This is a genomic window from Anaerolineales bacterium (genome assembly GCA_015075625.1).
GTDB lineage: Bacteria > Chloroflexota > Anaerolineae > Aggregatilineales > UBA2796 > UBA2796.
Genome location: JABTTZ010000001.1, coordinates 351,926 through 370,747, shown reverse-complemented (window position 1 = coordinate 370,747; position 18,822 = coordinate 351,926). Strand labels below are relative to the sequence as shown.

At 54.7% G+C, this 18,822-nt stretch carries 16 protein-coding genes; 13 read left to right on the top strand and 3 right to left on the bottom strand.

The window, feature by feature from the left end; all coding sequences use genetic code 11:
• From ssnA to HS103_01550, 11 genes are all read left to right on the top strand, one after another.
• The gene (gene ssnA, locus HS103_01600; GenBank protein ID MBE7511498.1) at window positions 1–1,356 is read left to right on the top strand and encodes a putative aminohydrolase SsnA; all 1,356 of its coding nucleotides are present in this window, start codon (window positions 1–3) and stop codon (window positions 1,354–1,356) included.
• 73 nt (window positions 1,357–1,429) lie between these two features.
• Window positions 1,430–2,332: a glycosyltransferase family 2 protein gene (locus HS103_01595; protein MBE7511497.1), complete on the top strand. Its 903-nt coding sequence runs from the start codon at window positions 1,430–1,432 to the stop codon at window positions 2,330–2,332.
• On the top strand, window positions 2,299–3,804 hold the full coding sequence (locus HS103_01590) for an undecaprenyl-phosphate glucose phosphotransferase (protein ID MBE7511496.1): 1,506 nt from the start codon (window positions 2,299–2,301) through the stop codon (window positions 3,802–3,804). Before HS103_01595 ends, HS103_01590 begins: the two co-directional genes overlap by 34 nt.
• A complete protein-coding gene (locus tag HS103_01585) occupies window positions 3,804–5,102 on the top strand; it encodes an HlyC/CorC family transporter (protein ID MBE7511495.1) in 1,299 nt (432 codons plus the stop codon). Before HS103_01590 ends, HS103_01585 begins: the two co-directional genes overlap by 1 nt.
• A gap of 253 nt (window positions 5,103–5,355) precedes the next feature.
• Window positions 5,356–7,635, top strand: coding sequence for a response regulator (locus HS103_01580; protein MBE7511494.1), 2,280 nt, complete (start codon window positions 5,356–5,358; stop codon window positions 7,633–7,635).
• Window positions 7,636–7,638: 3 nt separating this feature from the next.
• The gene (locus HS103_01575; GenBank protein MBE7511493.1) at window positions 7,639–7,992 is read left to right on the top strand and encodes a response regulator; all 354 of its coding nucleotides are present in this window, start codon (window positions 7,639–7,641) and stop codon (window positions 7,990–7,992) included.
• A gap of 10 nt (window positions 7,993–8,002) precedes the next feature.
• On the top strand, window positions 8,003–8,407 hold the full coding sequence (locus HS103_01570; protein ID MBE7511492.1) for a response regulator: 405 nt from the start codon (window positions 8,003–8,005) through the stop codon (window positions 8,405–8,407).
• A 79-nt stretch (window positions 8,408–8,486) separates the two neighbouring features.
• A complete protein-coding gene (locus HS103_01565) occupies window positions 8,487–9,656 on the top strand; it encodes a hypothetical protein (GenBank protein ID MBE7511491.1) in 1,170 nt (389 codons plus the stop codon).
• 17 nt (window positions 9,657–9,673) lie between these two features.
• On the top strand, window positions 9,674–9,937 hold the full coding sequence (locus tag HS103_01560; protein ID MBE7511490.1) for a PqqD family protein: 264 nt from the start codon (window positions 9,674–9,676) through the stop codon (window positions 9,935–9,937).
• 4 nt (window positions 9,938–9,941) lie between these two features.
• Entirely contained in the window at window positions 9,942–10,649 is a 708-nt protein-coding gene (locus HS103_01555) for an FAD binding domain-containing protein (protein ID MBE7511489.1), read from the top strand.
• Between the two features lie 126 nt (window positions 10,650–10,775).
• Window positions 10,776–11,678, top strand: coding sequence for a VOC family protein (locus tag HS103_01550; GenBank protein MBE7511488.1), 903 nt, complete (start codon window positions 10,776–10,778; stop codon window positions 11,676–11,678).
• 64 nt (window positions 11,679–11,742) lie between these two features.
• Here HS103_01550 and HS103_01545 read toward each other — a convergent pair whose 3' ends face one another.
• Window positions 11,743–13,092: a YifB family Mg chelatase-like AAA ATPase gene (locus HS103_01545; protein ID MBE7511487.1), complete on the bottom strand. Its 1,350-nt coding sequence runs from the start codon at window positions 13,090–13,092 to the stop codon at window positions 11,743–11,745.
• 241 nt (window positions 13,093–13,333) lie between these two features.
• Here HS103_01545 and HS103_01540 point away from each other — a divergent pair, with 241 nt between their 5' ends.
• On the top strand, window positions 13,334–14,866 hold the full coding sequence (locus tag HS103_01540; protein ID MBE7511486.1) for a YifB family Mg chelatase-like AAA ATPase: 1,533 nt from the start codon (window positions 13,334–13,336) through the stop codon (window positions 14,864–14,866).
• Between the two features lie 12 nt (window positions 14,867–14,878).
• On the opposite strand, the gene HS103_01535 is transcribed toward HS103_01540, so the two are convergent.
• Window positions 14,879–15,715, bottom strand: coding sequence for an ImmA/IrrE family metallo-endopeptidase (locus tag HS103_01535; protein MBE7511485.1), 837 nt, complete (start codon window positions 15,713–15,715; stop codon window positions 14,879–14,881).
• A gap of 31 nt (window positions 15,716–15,746) precedes the next feature.
• A complete protein-coding gene (locus tag HS103_01530) occupies window positions 15,747–16,124 on the bottom strand; it encodes a helix-turn-helix transcriptional regulator (protein ID MBE7511484.1) in 378 nt (125 codons plus the stop codon).
• Window positions 16,125–16,268: 144 nt separating this feature from the next.
• Between HS103_01530 and HS103_01525 the strand changes: the two genes are divergently transcribed.
• Window positions 16,269–18,395: a hypothetical protein gene (locus tag HS103_01525; protein ID MBE7511483.1), complete on the top strand. Its 2,127-nt coding sequence runs from the start codon at window positions 16,269–16,271 to the stop codon at window positions 18,393–18,395.
• The last annotated feature ends 427 nt before the right edge of the window (window positions 18,396–18,822 follow it).

The following is an 18,822-nucleotide window of genomic DNA, read 5'->3' as shown; positions in this document are numbered from 1 at the left end:
ATGGCTAATCTGCTGCTGACGAACGCCACTATCCTGAATTGGTCGCCCCGCGTTGTCCTTCCGAATCAGGCGATCCTGATTCGAGAGGGACGGATTGCCAAGATTGGCGATTCTGAGTCGCTTACGGCAAACGAGGGAGGGCTGCCCATTTATGATTGCGAGGGGGCGCTTGTCCTCCCCGGCGCAATCTGCGCCCACACCCATTTTTATGGTGCTTTTGCACGGGGGATGGCAATTCCCGGCGTGCCGCCCCGTGATTTTCCTGAGATTTTACGCCGCTTGTGGTGGGGCTTGGATCGGGCGCTGACCTTAGACGATGTTCGTTACAGTGCCTTGCTATGCCTGATCGATGCCATACATGGCGGCACCACAACACTCATCGATCATCACGCCAGCCCAAATGCCATTGATGGCAGCCTCAGTGTGATCGCCGCTGCCGTTGAAGAAGCGGGCTTGCGCGGCGTTCTCTGTTACGAGGTGACGGATCGGGATGGGGCGGAACGCGCCCAAGCGGGCATTGCCGAAAATGTCCGCTTTCTGCGAGAGATGGAACGGCGGCAGGATGATCGTCTTGCGGCGACCTTTGGCTTACATGCCAGCCTCACCCTTTCCGAAGAAACCCTTCGTGCCTGTACCACCGCTAATGAACCCTTTGGGAGTGGCTTTCACATTCACCTTGCCGAACACGAAGCAGACGAAGAAGACAGTCTTGCCCGTTCTGGAGTGCGGACGACCCTTCGCCTGAAGCACCACCGGATTTTAGGGGCGCGGACAATTGCCGCTCACGCCGTCCATGTCGATGCATCGGAAGTAGCACTTCTGCGGGAGACGGAGACGTGGGTCACCCACCAGCCGCGCAGCAACATGAATAATGGGGTGGGCGTTGCCTCCCTTGATGAACTGCTGCGTGCCGGGATCAAGGTGTGTTTGGGTAACGATGGGTTTAGCCATTTCATGATCGATGAGTGGCGGGCGGCGTATCTCGTCCACAAAGTGGCAAAGCGCGATCCCCGCGCCGCCGGGGGGGAGACGATCCTCCATATTGCTGCCGAACACAATGCTGCCCTTGCCGAGATGTTCTTTCCCACCCTAACCTTAGGCGTGATCCAACCCGGCGCAGCGGCAGACCTGATGATCGTCGCCTATGATCCCTTCACCCCGCTCACGGGGGAAAATGCGCCTTGGCATGTCCTGTTTGGGGTGGAGTCGCGCATGGTGGTGGGAACAATTTGCGCCGGAAAAGTCGTCATGCGCAATCGTGAGATCACCACGCTGGATGAAAGGAAAATTCTGAGTGAGGCACGCGCCCGCGCCCCGCACATTTGGGCGCGATATGCGGCGTTGGTGGGCAATTAGCGGTTTGCTGGAGGTGGGTTGTTTCAGAGCGCGTCTAACGCTATAGTAGGGAACGTGAGGAATAGACGCACCAATGTTTGATTTGGGAATCGTGATCGTCAATTGGAACACCCGCAATCTGCTGCGGGATTGTTTGCGTTCGATAGAAACTGGTGAGCCAAACATCCAGCGGCAGGTGATTGTTGTGGATAATGCCAGCAGCGATGGCAGTGCCGAGATGGTGCGGGCAGAATTCCCTTCGGTCACGGTGATTGTCAACAGCGAAAACACCGGCTTTGCCCGCGCCAACAATCAGGGCTTGCGGGCGTTTGGCTGTGGAGATATTGGGCAGACCAGCCCCACCGCGCCGCGTTACTTGCTCCTCTTAAATCCCGATACGGTTGTTCCGCCCGATGGCTTTCGTAAGATGGTGGATCGGATGGACGCCGACCCCAAAATCGGGGCGGCGGGTCCGCGTTTAGAGATGCTGGATGGCTCGCTTGATCTGGCATGCCGGCGGAGTTTTCCTTCCCCAGAAATCTCCATGTGGCGGATGCTTGGCTTCAGCAAACTTTTTCCCAAAAGCCGCCTTTTTGGTCGCTATAACCTCACCTATCTTGATGAACACCTCGAAACCGAGGTGGATTGCATTGTGGGGGCGTATATGCAAGTCCGCCGTGAGACAATCCAGCAGGTGGGCTTGCTTGACGAACAATTTTGGATGTATGGAGAAGACATCGATTGGGCGTACCGCATCAAGCAGAACGGTTGGAAAGTTCTCTACTACCCGACAGTGACCGTTCTTCACGTGAAACGGGCGGCAAGCCGCCAAAATCCCCAGACGAAGTTCGAGTTCCAACGCGCCAGTTGGCAGTTTTATCGGAAGCACTACCGCGCTCGCACGTCGCTGCCCATGCACGCGCTGGTGATGAGCGGGCTGCTCCTGAAAGGCGGGCGAAAGCTATGGGCAGCCATCCAAACGGAAAGGCACGGGTGACGCAGCCCGCGAAGGTGATTGCTCCCTCGGCTTCACCCACTCCCACGCCACCGCAAGCCCCTGATCGCCCCCGCTTGAAGTCGTTTTTGGGGGCGCTGTTGGTGGCGTTGGATACGCTCGCCGTCATCGGGGCATTTGGTTTGGGCTATTTTGCGCGGCGGCGGCTGCCCCTTTTCAACGCGCCCATAGACCCGCCGACGTTTGGCTTTTACCTGCCGATTTTGGTCATTCAAACGCTCACCTTTTTGACCTTGTTTTTTGTCGCTCGGCTCTACCACCAACGCCGCGCTGTCAGCCGCATTGATCAGGCGTTCGTAATCGCCGCCTCAGTCTCGGTGGGGGTAGTCATGACGAACGGCTTCACGACGATCCTACTCAAAGGGACGGATGTCGGCTCGGACTACCCCCGCCAAATGGTCATGTATATCTGGTTGTTCACGATCATAACCGTGATCATCGGGCGCGAAATTCACCGCCAGACGGCAGTTCTCTTGCGGCGCTTTGGGATGGGGCGGGATCGCGTGATCATTGTGGGGAGCGGCGAGAGCGCTCAATCCATTGCCCTGCACATCCAAAACAATGCGTATCTCGGCTACCATATCCTCGGCATGGTCAATGGCAGTGATCACGACAAACTGCCGGGGATTCCCCTGCTGGGTTCGCCAAAGGACATGCCTACGCTCATTGATGGCTATCGAGTTGATGAGGTGATCATCGCTGTACCAGAGGCATCTCGTGCTGATCTCGCCCATCTCGTCGGATTGTGCCAGCGCGGAAGGGTGAGCATCAAAATTTACCCCGACACGTTCGCATTCATGGCGGGCAATATGTCCGTAGACGATATGGGTGGGCTGCCCCTTCTGACCGTGCGCGATATTGCTATGCGCGGTTGGAAACTAGCACTCAAACGGTTGGTCGATGTCTTAGGCGCTTGTGTGGGATTGGTGTTCCTCTCGCCTTTTATGCTGCTGACAGCGCTCCTGATTCGCTTGGAATCGAAGGGTCCGACGTTCTTTTGTCAGGAACGGATGGGGTTGGATGGACGCCCTTTCCCCATGATCAAATTCCGCAGTATGCGCACCGATGCCGAAAAGTTGGGGAATTGGACAACCCAAAACGACCCCCGTGTGACGCGCTTGGGGCGCTGGATGCGCAAGACGAACTGGGACGAAATTCCCAACCTGATCAACGTCCTCTTGGGGCATATGAGCCTTGTTGGTCCGCGCCCGGAACAAGTCCAGTTCGTCCAGAAATTCCGTGATATGATCCCGCGCTATATGGAACGCCACCGTGAGAAAGCCGGAATGACCGGCTGGGCGCAGGTCAACGGCTTACGCGGTGACACCTCCATCGAGGAGCGGATCAAGTATGACCTTTGGTACGTTGAACATTGGTCGCTTGGGTTGGACATCAAAATCATCATCCGCACCGTTTTGCAGACGGTCTTGGGTCGTAGCCGAAACGCCTACTAATGTTTGAACTTCTCTTGATTTTCGCCCTTGCCTTGTTGAATGGGTTGTTCAGCATGGCAGAGGCGGCGCTCATTGCCGCACGGGAGGCACGCCTTCAGCAGCGTGCCAACGAGGGCGATAAACGCGCTCACCTTGCCCTTGCCCTCCGCAAAGACCGCGAACGATTTTTTGCCACGAATCAAATCGCCATCACCCTCATTGGGATTCTTTCGGGGGCGTTTGGGGGGGCAACCCTCAGTGATCCGTTGGCGAAGTGGATCGCCGGAATTCCCTTCTTAGCGGGTGCGGCGCAACCCCTCGCTTTTCTCATCGTGACGATGGGGATCACCTACCTCTCGCTCGTCTTTGGGGAGCTTGTCCCCAAACAACTGGCAGTGAACAACCCCGAAAGCATCACCGCCGCGTTGTCGGGGATCATGCGCACCCTGATCGCCTTAGTCGTGCGGCTGCGTCTGGATAAGCTGCTCAACGGCTCATCGCGGCTTATTCTCGCCCTCTTGAATGTCAAACCGAATGACACCCCGGATATTACCCGCGAAGAATTTAAGGTGATGCTCGATGCCGGGGCGCAGTCGGGTGAGTTTGAAGTTGATGAGACGCACCTTATGAAGCGCGTCTTTCGGCTAGACGATATACGCATCAGCGCGATTATGACCCCCCGCCGTGATGTAACATGGCTTGATGTGGATGATTCACTGGATGTTCTGCGGGAGAAGATCACCAGAGCAGGGCGTTCCCGCTACCCTGTTGCTGAGGGATCGCTCGATCAGGTGATCGGCGTCGTTCGCACAAAGGATTTGCTGCTGAAGATTATGTATGGCGAAGCGGTGGATTTGCGCCAGATCATTCGCCAGCCGATTGAAGCCCCCGAATCATTGAGTGTCCTTGAAATCCTCCAAAAATTTAAGGAGAATAGTTCTCATCTTGCCCTTGTTTATGATGAACATGGCGGTTTGGAAGGGATTCTGACGATCACCGATGTCTTGGAGCAGATCATCGGCGGCATCTCGCTGACGGACGAAAGCGCCGAACCAAACGCCGTTCAGCGGGAGGATGGATCGTGGCTGTTGGATGGAATGATCGCCGTAGACGAACTGAAAGACATCCTGAAGATCAAAACACTTCCCGATGAAGATGAGTTTCAAACCCTCAGCGGATTCGTCATGGCACAGTTAGGGCGTGTCCCCTCTGCCGCCGATCACTTCATCGCTGCGGGCTACCGGTTTGAGGTTATGGATATGGATGGGAAACGGGTTGATAAGGTTCTCACCGTGCTTTTGCCCACCGCCAAAAGCTAAACCAGCCCTAAACTATTTTTTGCACCAATTATTTAGAAATCGCGTTTTCCCGTTTATAATGAACGCATTAAGGGTGACTCTCCGTCTTAAGGAGATTTAATTATGTTTATAGATGGGGTTACTTGCGCAAACCGAACACACCTGTTTAAGCGGTTTTCTTCTTTCTGTTTAGCACCCGCCTTGCTCTTAGTGGCTGCGTCTTTCAAAGCCCACAGGTAAAAAAGTTTATCTATTCTTAAACGGAAATAGGCTTATGCGTTTTAGTATTCAACGACGTATCATTGCCGTCTTTGCCCTTCTTTCTGTTCTCCCACTCACCCTTGTCGGTGTGGCGGTGGTGCTGCGCAGTTACAGCTTGCAAGAACGGCAAGCCCTTGACCAGCAGCATGCCGTTGCCCGTCGTATTGGTGTGGAGGTGATCAGTGAAATCACCAAACGGGAAACCACCCTTCGTCAACTGATTAGCGTGGGCGATTTTCCCGATCTAAGCCCCGCCGGGCAAAACAGCATCCTCTCCCAACTGCTGGCTTATGACAGCGCCTTCGATGAACTGACCCTTCTAAACAACGAGGGAGCAGAGATCGTGCGTGTGGCTCGCTCACGGGCATTTACCCCAAGCGATCTGGGCAACCGTTCTGAGGCGGAAGAATTCGTCACGGTGAAGGCAACGGGGAATGTCTACTACAGTCCGGTGCACATCGAACCGAACTCTGGGGAATTTCTGATCACCGTCGCTGTCCCCCAAATGAACATCCGCACAAACACCCTTCAAGCTGTACTGGTGGGGGATTTGCGCCTTAGGCAAATCAGCCAGACGCTCTCCCAGATTAGGGATGTTGATGTCAGCAGCGCCTATGTGGTCGATGACCGCAATCGCGTTGTTGCCCATCCTGATCCTTCGGTGGTTTTGCGTAACACGCGCTCCCCCTTCGGTCTGGCAGATGGGTTGGCAAATGGGTTGTTGGGTGGCTCCGTCTTTCGGGTGGTAGATACCCTCCCCCTCGGCAATCGGGACATTCGCATTGTTGTGGAAAAGCCCACTGCCCAAGCCTTCCAATTGGCATTTGAAAGCATCGTTGTCTTTCTCATCGTGGTGATCCTCTCCCTCTTGATTGCCCTCACCCTGAGTGTCGTCTTTGCGCGACGGATCGTTCGCCCCATCCGGGCGCTTGGCAGCGTTGCCGAGGCAATTACGGCGGGCGACCTCACTGCACGGGCGGAAGTCAAAGGGGTGGATGAGTTGGGCGCGTTGGGAAACGCCTTCAACAGCATGACGTGGCAGCTTCGGCAGGTTCTTTCTAACCTTGAACAGCGGGTGGAGGAACGTACCACCGCGCTTCGCGAGGCGAACCGCCGCACCGAACAAGCCAGCCAAGCAAAATCGGTCTTCCTTTCCAACATGAGCCACGAACTGCGCACGCCGCTGAACGTGATCATCGGTTATTCCAGCGCCATGCTCCATGTGCGCAGTATGTACGAAAATGTTGATCTCCCGCCGATTTACCGCAAAGACATTCAGTTGATATTGGAGAACGGCGAATACCTGCTTGGTTTGATCAACGACGTTCTCGATCTGAGCAAGATCGAGGCGGGCAAACTGGAAATTCACCGCTCCCCTGTTGATCTTCATGAGGTTGTCAAAGCAGTTATGGCAACCGCCATCGGCTTGGTGAAAGAAAAACCTGTTCAACTGCGGACGAACCTACCAGAGGGGCTGCCCTATATTCAGGCTGATTCGGTCCGTATTCGCCAGATCACCTTAAATCTAATGTCCAATGCGATCAAGTTTACCGAACGGGGGACGATCACCCTGGAGGCGGTGGTTGAAGATCGTTTTGTGCGGATCACCGTCACCGATACGGGAATAGGCATTGAAGCGCATGTCTTGCCCTACATTTTTGATCGCTTTCAGCAAGCGCAAAGCGATACGGATCGACGCTATGGGGGGACGGGCTTAGGGCTGGATATCAGTAAGCAGTTGACGCAGATGCACGGCGGGGATATGACTGTTGAGAGCAAAGTGGGTGTAGGCACGACGTTCTCTTTCACGATGCCCATTGCCGAGGCACAGCCCGCCAGCCAAGCACCCGCCGAATTCGTCAGCGACAAACCCGAAGATGCCCTTGTGACGATCTTCAGCGAAGACATGATGAGCGACCTGAGCGCCTCAAAGACGATCTTAATCGTTGAGGACGAGGTGAACGCACGGCATTTGATGCACGAAATATTAGAGGGGGCGGGGCATATTGTTGTTGACGCGGAAAACAGCCGTGAGGCGCTCAGTATGGCGACCAGCATCCTTCCTGATCTAATCATCTTGGATTTGCAACTCCCCGATGCTTCTGGTCGGGAGGTCTTGCAAAAACTGAAAGCCGATCCGCTCACCGCAGATATTCCAGTGATTATCTACACTGCCCGAAGTGCTGCACCTATAGCAGAATTATCGGGAGCGGCGCTGATCCTGACGAAACCTGTCGCCCCGGACATTCTCCTTAAAACAATCACGAATCTGATGACAACAAAGGTGAACTAACTCGTGAATATCTTGTATCTTGAAGACGAACCAAACGACGCTGCCCTTGTGGAACGCTTCGTGCGTTCCACCCCACACCACCTCACACTGGTCACCACTGTTGATGAGGCAATTGCCACATTTACCCCAGAATACGATCTCGTTCTGGTCGATGTACGCATTGGGCAAGGGCGAACAGGACATGAATTTGTTGAGATGTTACGTGAACAGGGGATTGCCCGACCAATCATCGCCGTCACAGCGCTGACACTCCCTGACGATATGGAGCGCTGTTACCAAGCTGGCTGTAATGCCATTCTGAGCAAACCGTTTCGCATCGATCAACTGGCTGCCCTGATCGATGCCCATGCCTCGTAGGGAATGTCTTATGCCGTACATCCTTCTTGTCGAAGACAACCAATCCAACGCCGATTACGCTATCCGTGTGTTGAGTGCCGCTGGCTATCAGGTGAAACATGTCTTGCGGGGGTTAGAAGCGCCGCCTATGGCACGCCAGGAGCGCCCCAGTTTAATTCTGATGGACTTCGACCTGCCCGATATTGACGGGCGGACGATGATCCTTTTGCTCAGAAAGCAGCTTGAGGGAATCACCCCCCAACCGCCCATCGTCGCGCTCACCGCCCGTACCAGTGCTATGGATCAGCGCATTGCTGCCCGTCTGGGGTGTGCTGCCTTTGTGGGCAAGCCGTTTACGCCGGATATTTTAGTGAATATCGTCCAAACCCTGTTGAAAACGAAACAACCGTCTGCCGAATCGCCACCACCATCCTGACCATCTGGTTTCGGTGATCTCACCCCAAACCTGATACAATGGAGTGCTTATCACGAAACATGAAACGAGGAGGGGCGACGTGACGCGCCACAACCGCCCGAAGGCATACACTCGGCTCTTTCAACTCACCTTGCTAGGGGTGGCGTTTGCCACACTTGCCGCCTGTCGTCAGCGGGTGGAACCACCCCTTCCGACGGTGGCGATTCTCCCTTCACCAACAATCACCGACACACCAACAAACACCTACACGCCCACCTTTACACCGACCTTCACGCCGACGTTTACCTTCACGCCGACGTTTACGCCGTCCTTTACATCGACGTTTACGCCGACGTTTACGCCCACCTTCACCCCTAGCCTGACGCCTTCCACCACCTTAACACCCTCGAATACCTTCACGGCAACGTTCACGCCGAGCCTAACCCCCTCGCTGACGCCAAGTTTGACGCCGACCTTCACGCCGACCTTCACCCTCACCCCAACGCCAACGCTCACCCTGACACCGAGTTTGACACCAACCCTGACCCCTGTCCCTCCAACGATCACGACCTTTGGAGTCACCCCGGCAAGTGTCGCCAGCGGTGGGCAAGTCACCGTGACATGGCGTGCCGATGGCGAGGTGATTCGTCTGATCCGCCTGACGGGGACGCTCGCCGTAATTGACACCACCCTTGTTGGACCCGACGGGCAGCAGATTTTTACGCTGACTTCTACAAACAGCGACACGGTGATCATCCGCTTGGAGGCGGAGCGCGGCGGGCAATCGGTGAAGCAAGATATTGCCATTCAAGTTCTCTGCGCCACACCCTGGTTTTTCACCCCTGAGCCACGCGGCGGCTGCCCTTCGCAGGCGGCAACCTATGCGCCCATGATCTGGCAACGGTTTGAACGCGGCTTTGCCCTCTATGATTCCAGCTCCAACCGGGTCTACTTCTTGGCGAATAATGGGCTGCGCGTTGGCTTGTATAGCAACACATGGACACCCGGTGTTGAGATTCCCACTGTCACCGTCCCCGCTGGTTATCAAGCTCCCACAGCACAGATTGGCTACCTATGGGCGACAAGTAATTGGATCGATGGCAACAGCCTGATCAGTGTCTTTGGCTATGGCATTGCTGGCGGAGAAAACTATCAAGGGACACAGCAGCCTAGCCCCGTCTCCAATCAGATTTACGTCAGCCTGCCGGATCGAACGGTCTACAGCATCCAACTGAATGGTAACTGGCAGCCCGTCGGGCGGGTTAAGTAGGGGAGGACAGACGATTGATGATACGTCCAAACACGAATGTTTTGATCAGCGATGTTGCTGGTGAATCCGTCCTGCTGAACATGGATACCGAGAAGTATTTCACCTTGAATGAGAGCGGTACACGGATGTGGGAGGCACTCCAACAGCACGGGACACTCGATGGCGCAGTCGCCGCCTTGTTAGAGGAATACGATGTTGAGGAGGCAACGCTTCGCCAAGACCTAACTACGCTCATTGAGGAACTCCGTGCAGCGCAGCTTGTTATTGTTGAGGAGGCGTAAGCGAATGCTTCTCAATTTGAGGGCAATCCACACCCCGCGCACGTTGGACGAGGCAGCGGCGCTCGTCCGGCAGTCAGGCGTATTTCCCCTCTACGGAGGGGGCGCCTACCTTGTGCGGTGGGGGGATAGCCACATCGAAAGCGCTGTGACCCTTACCAAGCTGATTCACGATGGGACAAACAGTGCGGATCATCCGGCATGGGTGGGGGCGGCGGCGACCTTGGAAACGCTCTGCGGGTTAGATGGGAACGTGCGCCGCCTTGTCAAAGCAGACACGCCGAACACGCTGCGTCATGCCTTGACCGTAGGGGATGTCCTCATGGAAACACGCCCCGAATCGCTCGTCAACGCGCTTTTTCTGGCACTCCGCGCAGAGATCGTCTGTTACGGGGAAGAACCATTCACCCTTGAAGAATGGTTCGCTAAGCCTATGATCTGGCGTGGGCGGCGGATCATTCTGCGCGTGACCCTTTCCGGCTACCGGACAGGCGTAACATCCATTTCGCTGGAAAAAGTAGGGCGAACGCCTGCCGATATACCGATTGTGGCGGCGGTGACGGCACAGACGGGCGCTGAGAAGGTGACGGTAATCAGCGGCGTCGATGCCCATCCGGTGGTCTATACACCGGCATTGACCAGCCGCCTTAGCGACTACCGAGGGAGCGCCGAGTACCGCACAGCGATGGCACACGAACTCGCCGGACGCGGATAGCTGTCGGCACATCGTTCATCGCTGCCTTCTCCCCCTCTGGCGCTGAACACGTCGGAGGGGTTTCCTTTTTGATAAAGCAAGAATTTCCCCTCTCCCCCCGTCTAAAGCCATAGGAGTATCCTACCTATGACAACACAACCCTCACCACAAAGGACACCGGCGGATATCTTTCCCATTCACGCGGCGACTCGCTTGGGGCATGTTCACTATCGGACGGCTGATCTCGATAAGCAGATCGCTTTTTACCGCGATGTTCTGGGCTTTCAGATTCATTGGCGGGATGGCGCGGCGGCAGGCATGGGCGGCGGCAAAGAGGACTTGCTCCGCCTGACAGAGGAGCGCACAGGGCGGCGTTACCGCCGCACAAGCGGGCTTTACCACACGGCATTTTTGCTGCCCACAAAATGGGAACTCGCTCATCTGCTGCGCCAAATTGCCGTCACGCGAACGCCAATTCAGGGCATGGTCAACCACCGCACTCACCTTGCCATTTACCTTCCCGATGCCGAGGGAAATGGAATCGAACTGGCGTGGGATTTCCCTAAAGAAGAATGGGTTTCCTACGAGGAAATGCTGGCATTGGGGGCAAATTTGAATCTCCCCCTTGAGCCGGATGAACTCTTAGCTGAACTAGAGCGCGATCCCTCGGCGTGGTCAGGGCTGAGTGCAGGGGCAAGCGTAGGGCATGTCCATCTACACGTGGGCGATCTGGAGAAAGCCGCAGCCTTTTACCACGATGTCTTGGGCTTCGATACGCTCTTTGTCAACCACGACTTTGGCGCGGGCTTTTTCAGTGCGGGGGGCTATCATCACCATATAGGGACAAACGTCTGGCAAGGGCATGGTGCGCCGCCGCCGCCGACAGATGCGCTTGGTCTGCGCTATTTCAGCGTGCTGCTGCCGGATGAAGCAGCGTTGAGTCCTGTATTGGCGCGGGCGGTCGGGGCAGGTGTTGCTACCGAAAACACCGAACAAGGAACGCTCATCCGCGATCCGTTTGGGAATGGGATTGTTCTCAGCATAGGGTAAGGAGAGGAATAAAATGATCTGATTCGGGTTTCGCGCTGAGGAAAGCCGATCAGGTCATGGTGATTCACCCAACAAGCACCCTAGATCGATACTGCACCGCCTCTGCCACATGCTCTGTCCGAATGATCTCACTGGCGGCTAAATCGGCAATGGTGCGGCTAACCTTCAATACGCGATGGTAAGCACGGGCGCTCAGTTGAAGTTTTCGCATGGCAGCTTTCAGCAGAGTCGCGGCGGATTCATCCATCTTACAAAATACATCGATCTCGCCCGCCCCAAGATCGCTGTTCGTCAGCACCCCCGAAAGGTGTGCATAGCGCTGACGTTGGTGCTCGCGGGCAAGTTCGATACGGGCTTGGATGATTGCTGAGGATTCGCCGCGTCGATCCTCGGTTAATTTATCGAAGTCCACGCGCTGTACATCGAGTTGAATATCGAAACGATCCAACATCGGACCGCTGATGCGCTGTTGATATTTCCGCACGGCTTGATCGCTGCATGTACACGCCCGCAGGATGTCCCCTCGGTAGCCACACGGACAGGGATTCATCGAGGCGACGAGGATGATGTTTGCCGGAAAGGTGGTTGATCCGCGCACGCGGCTGATGGTGACCATCTTGTCTTCAAGAGGCTGGCGTAAGACTTCCAAAGAGCGTCCCATCTCCAATACCTCATCGAGATACAGAACGCCCCGATGACTCATCGTGATCTCGCCAGGGCGCGGGATGCTGCCGCCGCCGATCAAGCCCGCTTCGCTAATCGTGTGATGGGGGGCGCGAAAGGGACGGCGCTGCGCCAGCGTTTTTCCCTGTGGGAGCATATCAGCCACGGAGTAAATGCGGGTGATTTCGAGTGCCTCCTCAGGGGTCAGTTTGGGGAGGATGCCCGGCAGCGCACGGGCGATCAATGTCTTACCCGAACCGGGTGGCCCGGAAAGCAGGGCGTGGTGTCCGCCCGCCGCCACAATCTCCATCGCCCGCTTGATATATTCTTGCCCTTTGATGTCGGAGAAATCAACAAGGCGTTCGGGGGGCTGTGTTGGGGTGAGGTTTATTTGGGTGCGATCTAGGGGGGGGATGACATTCAATTGAAAGATATGTTCAACCAAATGCCCCAACGTCGGGACGGGGATTACATCAATGCCGTCAACGAGCGCCGCTTCAAGTGCATCACATTCGGGCAGATAGAGCCGGCTGAGTCCTAAATCTCTGGCAAGGTAAGCGTAGGAGAGCGCCCCGCGCACATGGCGCAACGTCCCATCCAGTGAAAGTTCCCCAATAAAAAGGGCATCGGAAAGGGACTCTGGCGGAATTTGTTCCGTCGCAGCAAGAACGCCTATAGCAATGGGCAGGTCATAGGCGGGTCCTTCTTTGCGCATCTCCGCCGGGGCTAAATTGACGAGGTAGCGCTTCATCGGGAACAAGCGCACAAACTTCAGGTCTTCTTGGCAGTTCGCCTTTTGACATCGTAATGGTCTTGCGTGCCGCACCAGCAGGGAGAATCGCCCTTTCTCCAAAGCGGTGAGGTATTTGGTATTTACCCGCGAAAAGTCGTCATTCAATGCCGGACACCGTTATGCTCACAATTGCGGGCAGAGTATAATCCCCAGCAGTGCTGCTAGGAAGGGCGGCGGTGCTTATGGGGATTATTTGTTTATGCTTTCTATTGTACAGTCCGGCGCACTCGTCGGGTTGGATGCAGTCAGGATCACAGTTGAGGTGGATTACAATCCGCGCGGAATGACAGGTTTTACGATTGTCGGACTACCAGATACGGCGGTCCAAGAGAGCCGAGAACGTGTTCGGTCGGCAGTTCGCAATCGTGGCTTGGATTTTCCTATGCGTCGTTATTTAGTGAACTTAGCCCCCGCGGAGATGCGTAAAGAAGGCCCCGCTTACGATTTGCCCATTGCGATGGGGGTACTCGCCGCGACGGAACAAATCCCGCCTGAGTCGCTTCAGGATGCTGTTTTCGTTGGCGAACTCTCACTGGACGGCACTTTACGACACGTGCGGGGTGTGATGTCCTTCGCCTATATGACACGCGAATTGGGGTACTCCACCCTCTATGTGCCTGAATGTGATGCGGCAGAGGCGGCACTCGTAGAAGGCATCGATGTGATCCCGGTGTCCAGTTTGGGGCATCTGGTCGAACATGTTTTTAAGCTGAATATCATCCCACCTTATGATCGCAACCGCACGCCGCCAGCCACCGAACCCGGCCCGGAACGTCTCGTGGATTACTCGGACATCAAAGGGCAGGAGTTTGTGAAACGGGCGATGGAGATCGTGGCGGCTGGCGGCCACCACGCGTTGCTCTCCGGCCCACCCGGATCGGGCAAGACGCTGATCGCGCGAGCGCTTCCCGGCATCCTGCCCAAACTAACCCCACCGGAAGCCCTTGAGATCACCCGCATTTACTCGGTTGCTGATCTGCTGCCTTCTGGCAAAGGCATGGCGCAGCGCCGCCCTTTCCGCGCGCCGCACCATACCATCTCGGAGGCAGGCTTGATCGGCGGCGGCAGCATACCGCGCCCCGGTGAGCTGAGCATGTCGCACCGAGGCGTGCTTTATCTGGACGAGGTGTTGGAGATGGGCAGGAATCTTGAAGTCCTGCGTCAGCCGCTCGAAGATAAAGTGGTGACGATCAGCCGCGTGCGCGGCTCGGTGACGTTTCCCGCCAACATCATTCTGGTGGCGAGTATGAACCCGTGCCCCTGCGGCTATCGGGGCGATTCAATGCGAGCCTGTACCTGTTCTGAGCCGTTGGTGCGCAAGTATCAAGCACGCATCAGCGGCCCCATGCTAGATCGTTTTGACATTCAATTGGATGTACAACGGGTCGATTACGACAAACTGACCGATGCGCGACGCGGCGAACCATCGGCAGTCATTCAAGCGCGGGTTGAAGAGGCGCGCGAGCGCCAATATGCCCGTCATCGTGATCTGCCCGGCGTGCTGACCAACAGCGATCTGGGTGCGGGCGAGATCGAGAAGTTCTGCACGATGGATGAGTCTGCCGAAACGCTGCTGAAGGCCGCGCTGCGCAAGTTGCAACTGAGCGCCCGCGCCTATCATCGAGTGTTGAAGGTGAGCCGCACCATCGCCGACCTCGCGGCCAGCGACATCATCCGCACGGAGCATGTGGCTGAGGCAGTGCAGTATCGGGCGAGGACACTTTTGAGCTAAAGATGACGTGCTTTATTGGGCTATAACTGCAACGACAAGCCCATCTTTTTTAGAGTCTCCAACATAAATGGGCATACGCATAGACTCAAAAATACAAGACGCTCCAAGACCAGATTCATTTTGCCAGTGTTCCACAGTTCTTGCTGTACCTTGCCCAAGCCATGCCCGTTTGAGGCAGTTGTAATGGGGCAGAATCGTTCGACCCAAAAGGGTGTATGGGAATCGGCGTGTCACGTAGTAGCGCTGAATATAAAAAATCTCGTCATTGCCCATTGCGGCGGGTAGGCAGTATAGAAATATGGCAGGTATCTGTCCATAACATGCGATGGCGCGGATCACGGCCTCAAAAGACACGTCCAGATATTTGGCAAGAAAGTCTACGGTTGCTAACGAGCATCCTCGATCACCAAGCGTTTCGCTGATAAAGGTTGGACGCAAACCAAGAAGCATCGTAGCAAATAAATCGCAGATTTCCTCTTCCTCACCCGTTTCAATATCAGGGTTATAGGATATACGTTCCTTTGGAACCCCAATTTTGCTCGTCAGGATAGCTTTATGACCGATCTCGTGAGCAATTGAAAATCGTTTGCGTACATTAGGATGAGCCTTGTTCACTTCGATATGATATTTCCCGTCAAGATGAACAAGGCGACCCGCCTGGGCCATTTCAACGTATTTGAACTTCGGTTCAATTCCAAATACAGAAGCTACGAGCGGGAGGTCGATTGGATACTTGGGAGTACCGAATATACTGAGGGTTCGATCTAACCTGGCGATCAGCGCGTCTTCCATCACAGCCGCTTGGGTTTCCGTGAGGAGTTGACGCGCCAGTAGACTATTCCAATCCACACTCTCCATGGTCACCTTCCTGCGGCCAAAGTTAGCGTAATGTGCGTTTTATAGATTCAAAGATGTAGCGCCAGTCATCTGCGTTGTCTGGTCGTTTCCCTCGATACTGAATACGGGACAGCATCTCGACATCTGCTTCTGTCAGATTTTCGGCTCTCGCAAAGTCCCTGAGTGATTCTGAAATCTCCGTCGAAACAGGCTCAACCTGTTCCTCACCTAATAAATCGGCAATGGTGGTTCCTAGCTCGTTCGCTATCCTGAACAAAATCTCTGCGGATGGGCTTTGAGTATCCCCTGACTCGATAGCGTGGAGATAACCCTTCGATAAATCCGCCCGCCTCGCCAATTCTGCCAACGCAATGTTCATCTCCGTGCGACGCAGTTTGATTCGTTCCCCGATGTTCGACATGCGTTCTCTCCTTAAAACTATCGTTCTCTTGACAGAACGTTATTGTCTGTTATCATTTTGCTTTAACAAACGCGGGTTTGCTATATCGAAAGTATAGCACATTTTCTCGACTTGGAAAGGACAAATGCAATGGTCACAAGTGCTATGACGAAAACGAAAGTCATCGTTGATGTCTATCCCATCAAAGCAGATGGTCTACCGCCTCTTACCGGATGGATCGTTCATGCTCCCGAAGAGGATGCCGCTGAACTAGGTCGGAAATTCGCTCATCGGGTTCGTGTGAAACTCGGAAAACGTGCCATATGGTCACAGAGCCGTTTGGTGACGGATATGGTGCAGAAGGCCGATGACCTGATGGTGCTTCTACGGAAGTTATGGGAAGAAGATGACGATGTGTTCAAGAAGATGCGCTCGGTGGGTGTGGACAAAGCATTCTCAGCAACGGCACGGACTCAGGCCGATTTCGTTGCTTTTGGTGTAGCAGAAGATCACCGGAAAGAGATTAGGGCAATCCTAGATGCGCATCAGCGCCGTATTCGTAACGCTACTGTAGAACGCTATGATGATATTCGCGGGATGGTTGTCGAAGGTCAACCTGCGCTGGCCATATCGGTGAACTCGAAGCTCTTCCCGGCGCGTTCGCTTACGGACTACATCCGCGATCTGGTTGGAAAGTTGAACGACCTTGTAGGCGTAGAAGTCAAGGATAAAACCGGAAACTTAACAGGCAAAATCACACAGATAGTGGGGACAATGGCAGAGCATCGAGAAAACTTACTGGCCCGCACAACCCGTAACGAAATGAAAGCCATCATCAAGAATGCTCCAAACGAAGATTTGGTCCTTCATGTCCGAACCGTGTCAGGGAAGAGCTACGATTATCCTGCAAGCGCCTTGCAGATGATTGCGACGACTGAGCAGTATAGAAAGCTCGACATCAACGGTCAGGATGCTCTTAGCAATCTGCAAATCTCATCTGATCCACGGCGCGAAATCGTTCAGCAAATCGCGCGTCTCTTCGCGGAGTTGGGATATATCGAGGCTGAACCCTTCAACAGCGAAGTACATGAAGCGCGGTTCATGCTGAATCTCGACAGTCAACTCGGAATAAAAGCGCGTTTGGGAAATAACGCTTCATGCCGATGCGATCCACAAGCTGTTCTAGCAGCCCTGCGCAAATTTCCGCCGTACCGCCGCGCAGCAGATTTGGGTAGCAGCCCCCTGCGTCTTGCAACACTCAACCTTATCGGAGAACATCCACAGGGAAAGTCGTATCTCGGTCAAATCGGCAAAGAACTAGCTGCCATCGGTTTCCCGGTGAATTTTATAGGAGCAGCACGACCTGACGGAAAATCACATCACGCCCTTGAAATAGCTGTGGAAAAGCTGGCTCTACTGAACCCGCATCTCATTATCGCTGTTTTGCCAGGTAATCCCCTCGACGGGGAGGTTGCCGACAGTCTCTACCATGACCTGAAAGCGATCACGCTGGCCCACGATCTTCAAAGTCAGTTCATTTATGAAACGACACTGCGCCAGAACTATGCAATCAGCAACATTGTACTCGGTATACTTGCTAAAACAGGTACAGTGCCATATGTCCTAGACGAGCCATTGCCATATACTGATCTGGTTGTGGGGATTGATATTGCGCGTGAGCGTAACGAGCGCACCGCTGGCAGCCGCAATATCGCCGCGATGACACGTATTTACGCCGCAAACGGGGACTTCTTGAAGTACACATTCCTCGACACATTAGTTCAGGGCGAGATGCTAACGCAAAGCGAACTACGAAGACTGCTACCATCCAGCGAGTTCGCAGGCAAGCGAACGATTATTCATCGTGATGGATTGTATCGAGGCAATGAGGTCGCCAATATTAAGGCGTGGGGTGACGACATTGGAGCTAAGTTCTTTCCAGTTGAAGTAGTGAAATCGAAAGTTCCGCGCCTGTATATCGAGGAATATGACAGGATTCTCCGTCCGCAGAAAGGAACCGCATTCGTTCTTAATGATCGGGAAGCGTTCTTGGTCTCGTCATTGCCTCCGACCAAGAATTCAACACCCCGTCCATTGCACGTTCGTTCGATGGGTAATCTCAGCATTGAAGAAGCCTTGCATTCTGTGCTAGCAATGACGCATCTGCACTATGGTTCCGTGCCAATGCCGCGTTTGCCAGTTTCACTGCACTACAGTGATGCCATCGGTTATTTAGTTTTACGGGGAGTGCGCCCGAAGAGTGCAGGAGGACATATTCCATTCTGGTTATAGGTGTTACCGATGTTCTGCCTGCTTCTCAGAAAACAAGAAGTAGGCAGGACAATTCCATCACCACCTTTTCCTAGTCCTCTAGCCATACCGTAACACACTTTCCCAGTGACCGTGGCCGCCAAGTAATCACCCTCTCGATAATTTGTCCGCTGCCTTCCTTCACCTTGCACGATACCGCACCCGCAAAAACATCAAGCCGCAAGCGGCTCGCTGCGGCTTTTTGCTCTGGCTTGCGCCGCTACGCTCATGCAAAAATCCTTGCGCCCGATGGGTGAGATTTTTGCCTATGGGTGCGGTATCTGGATGTGCAAGGGAAGGCAGCTTCCCGAACAACCTATCGAGATAGAACGTGCTCACGGTGACGGCACGAGGCACAAGCCCAACGGATTATACGTTGGCGGTCACCTAGCGGAGAACGCGAAATCGA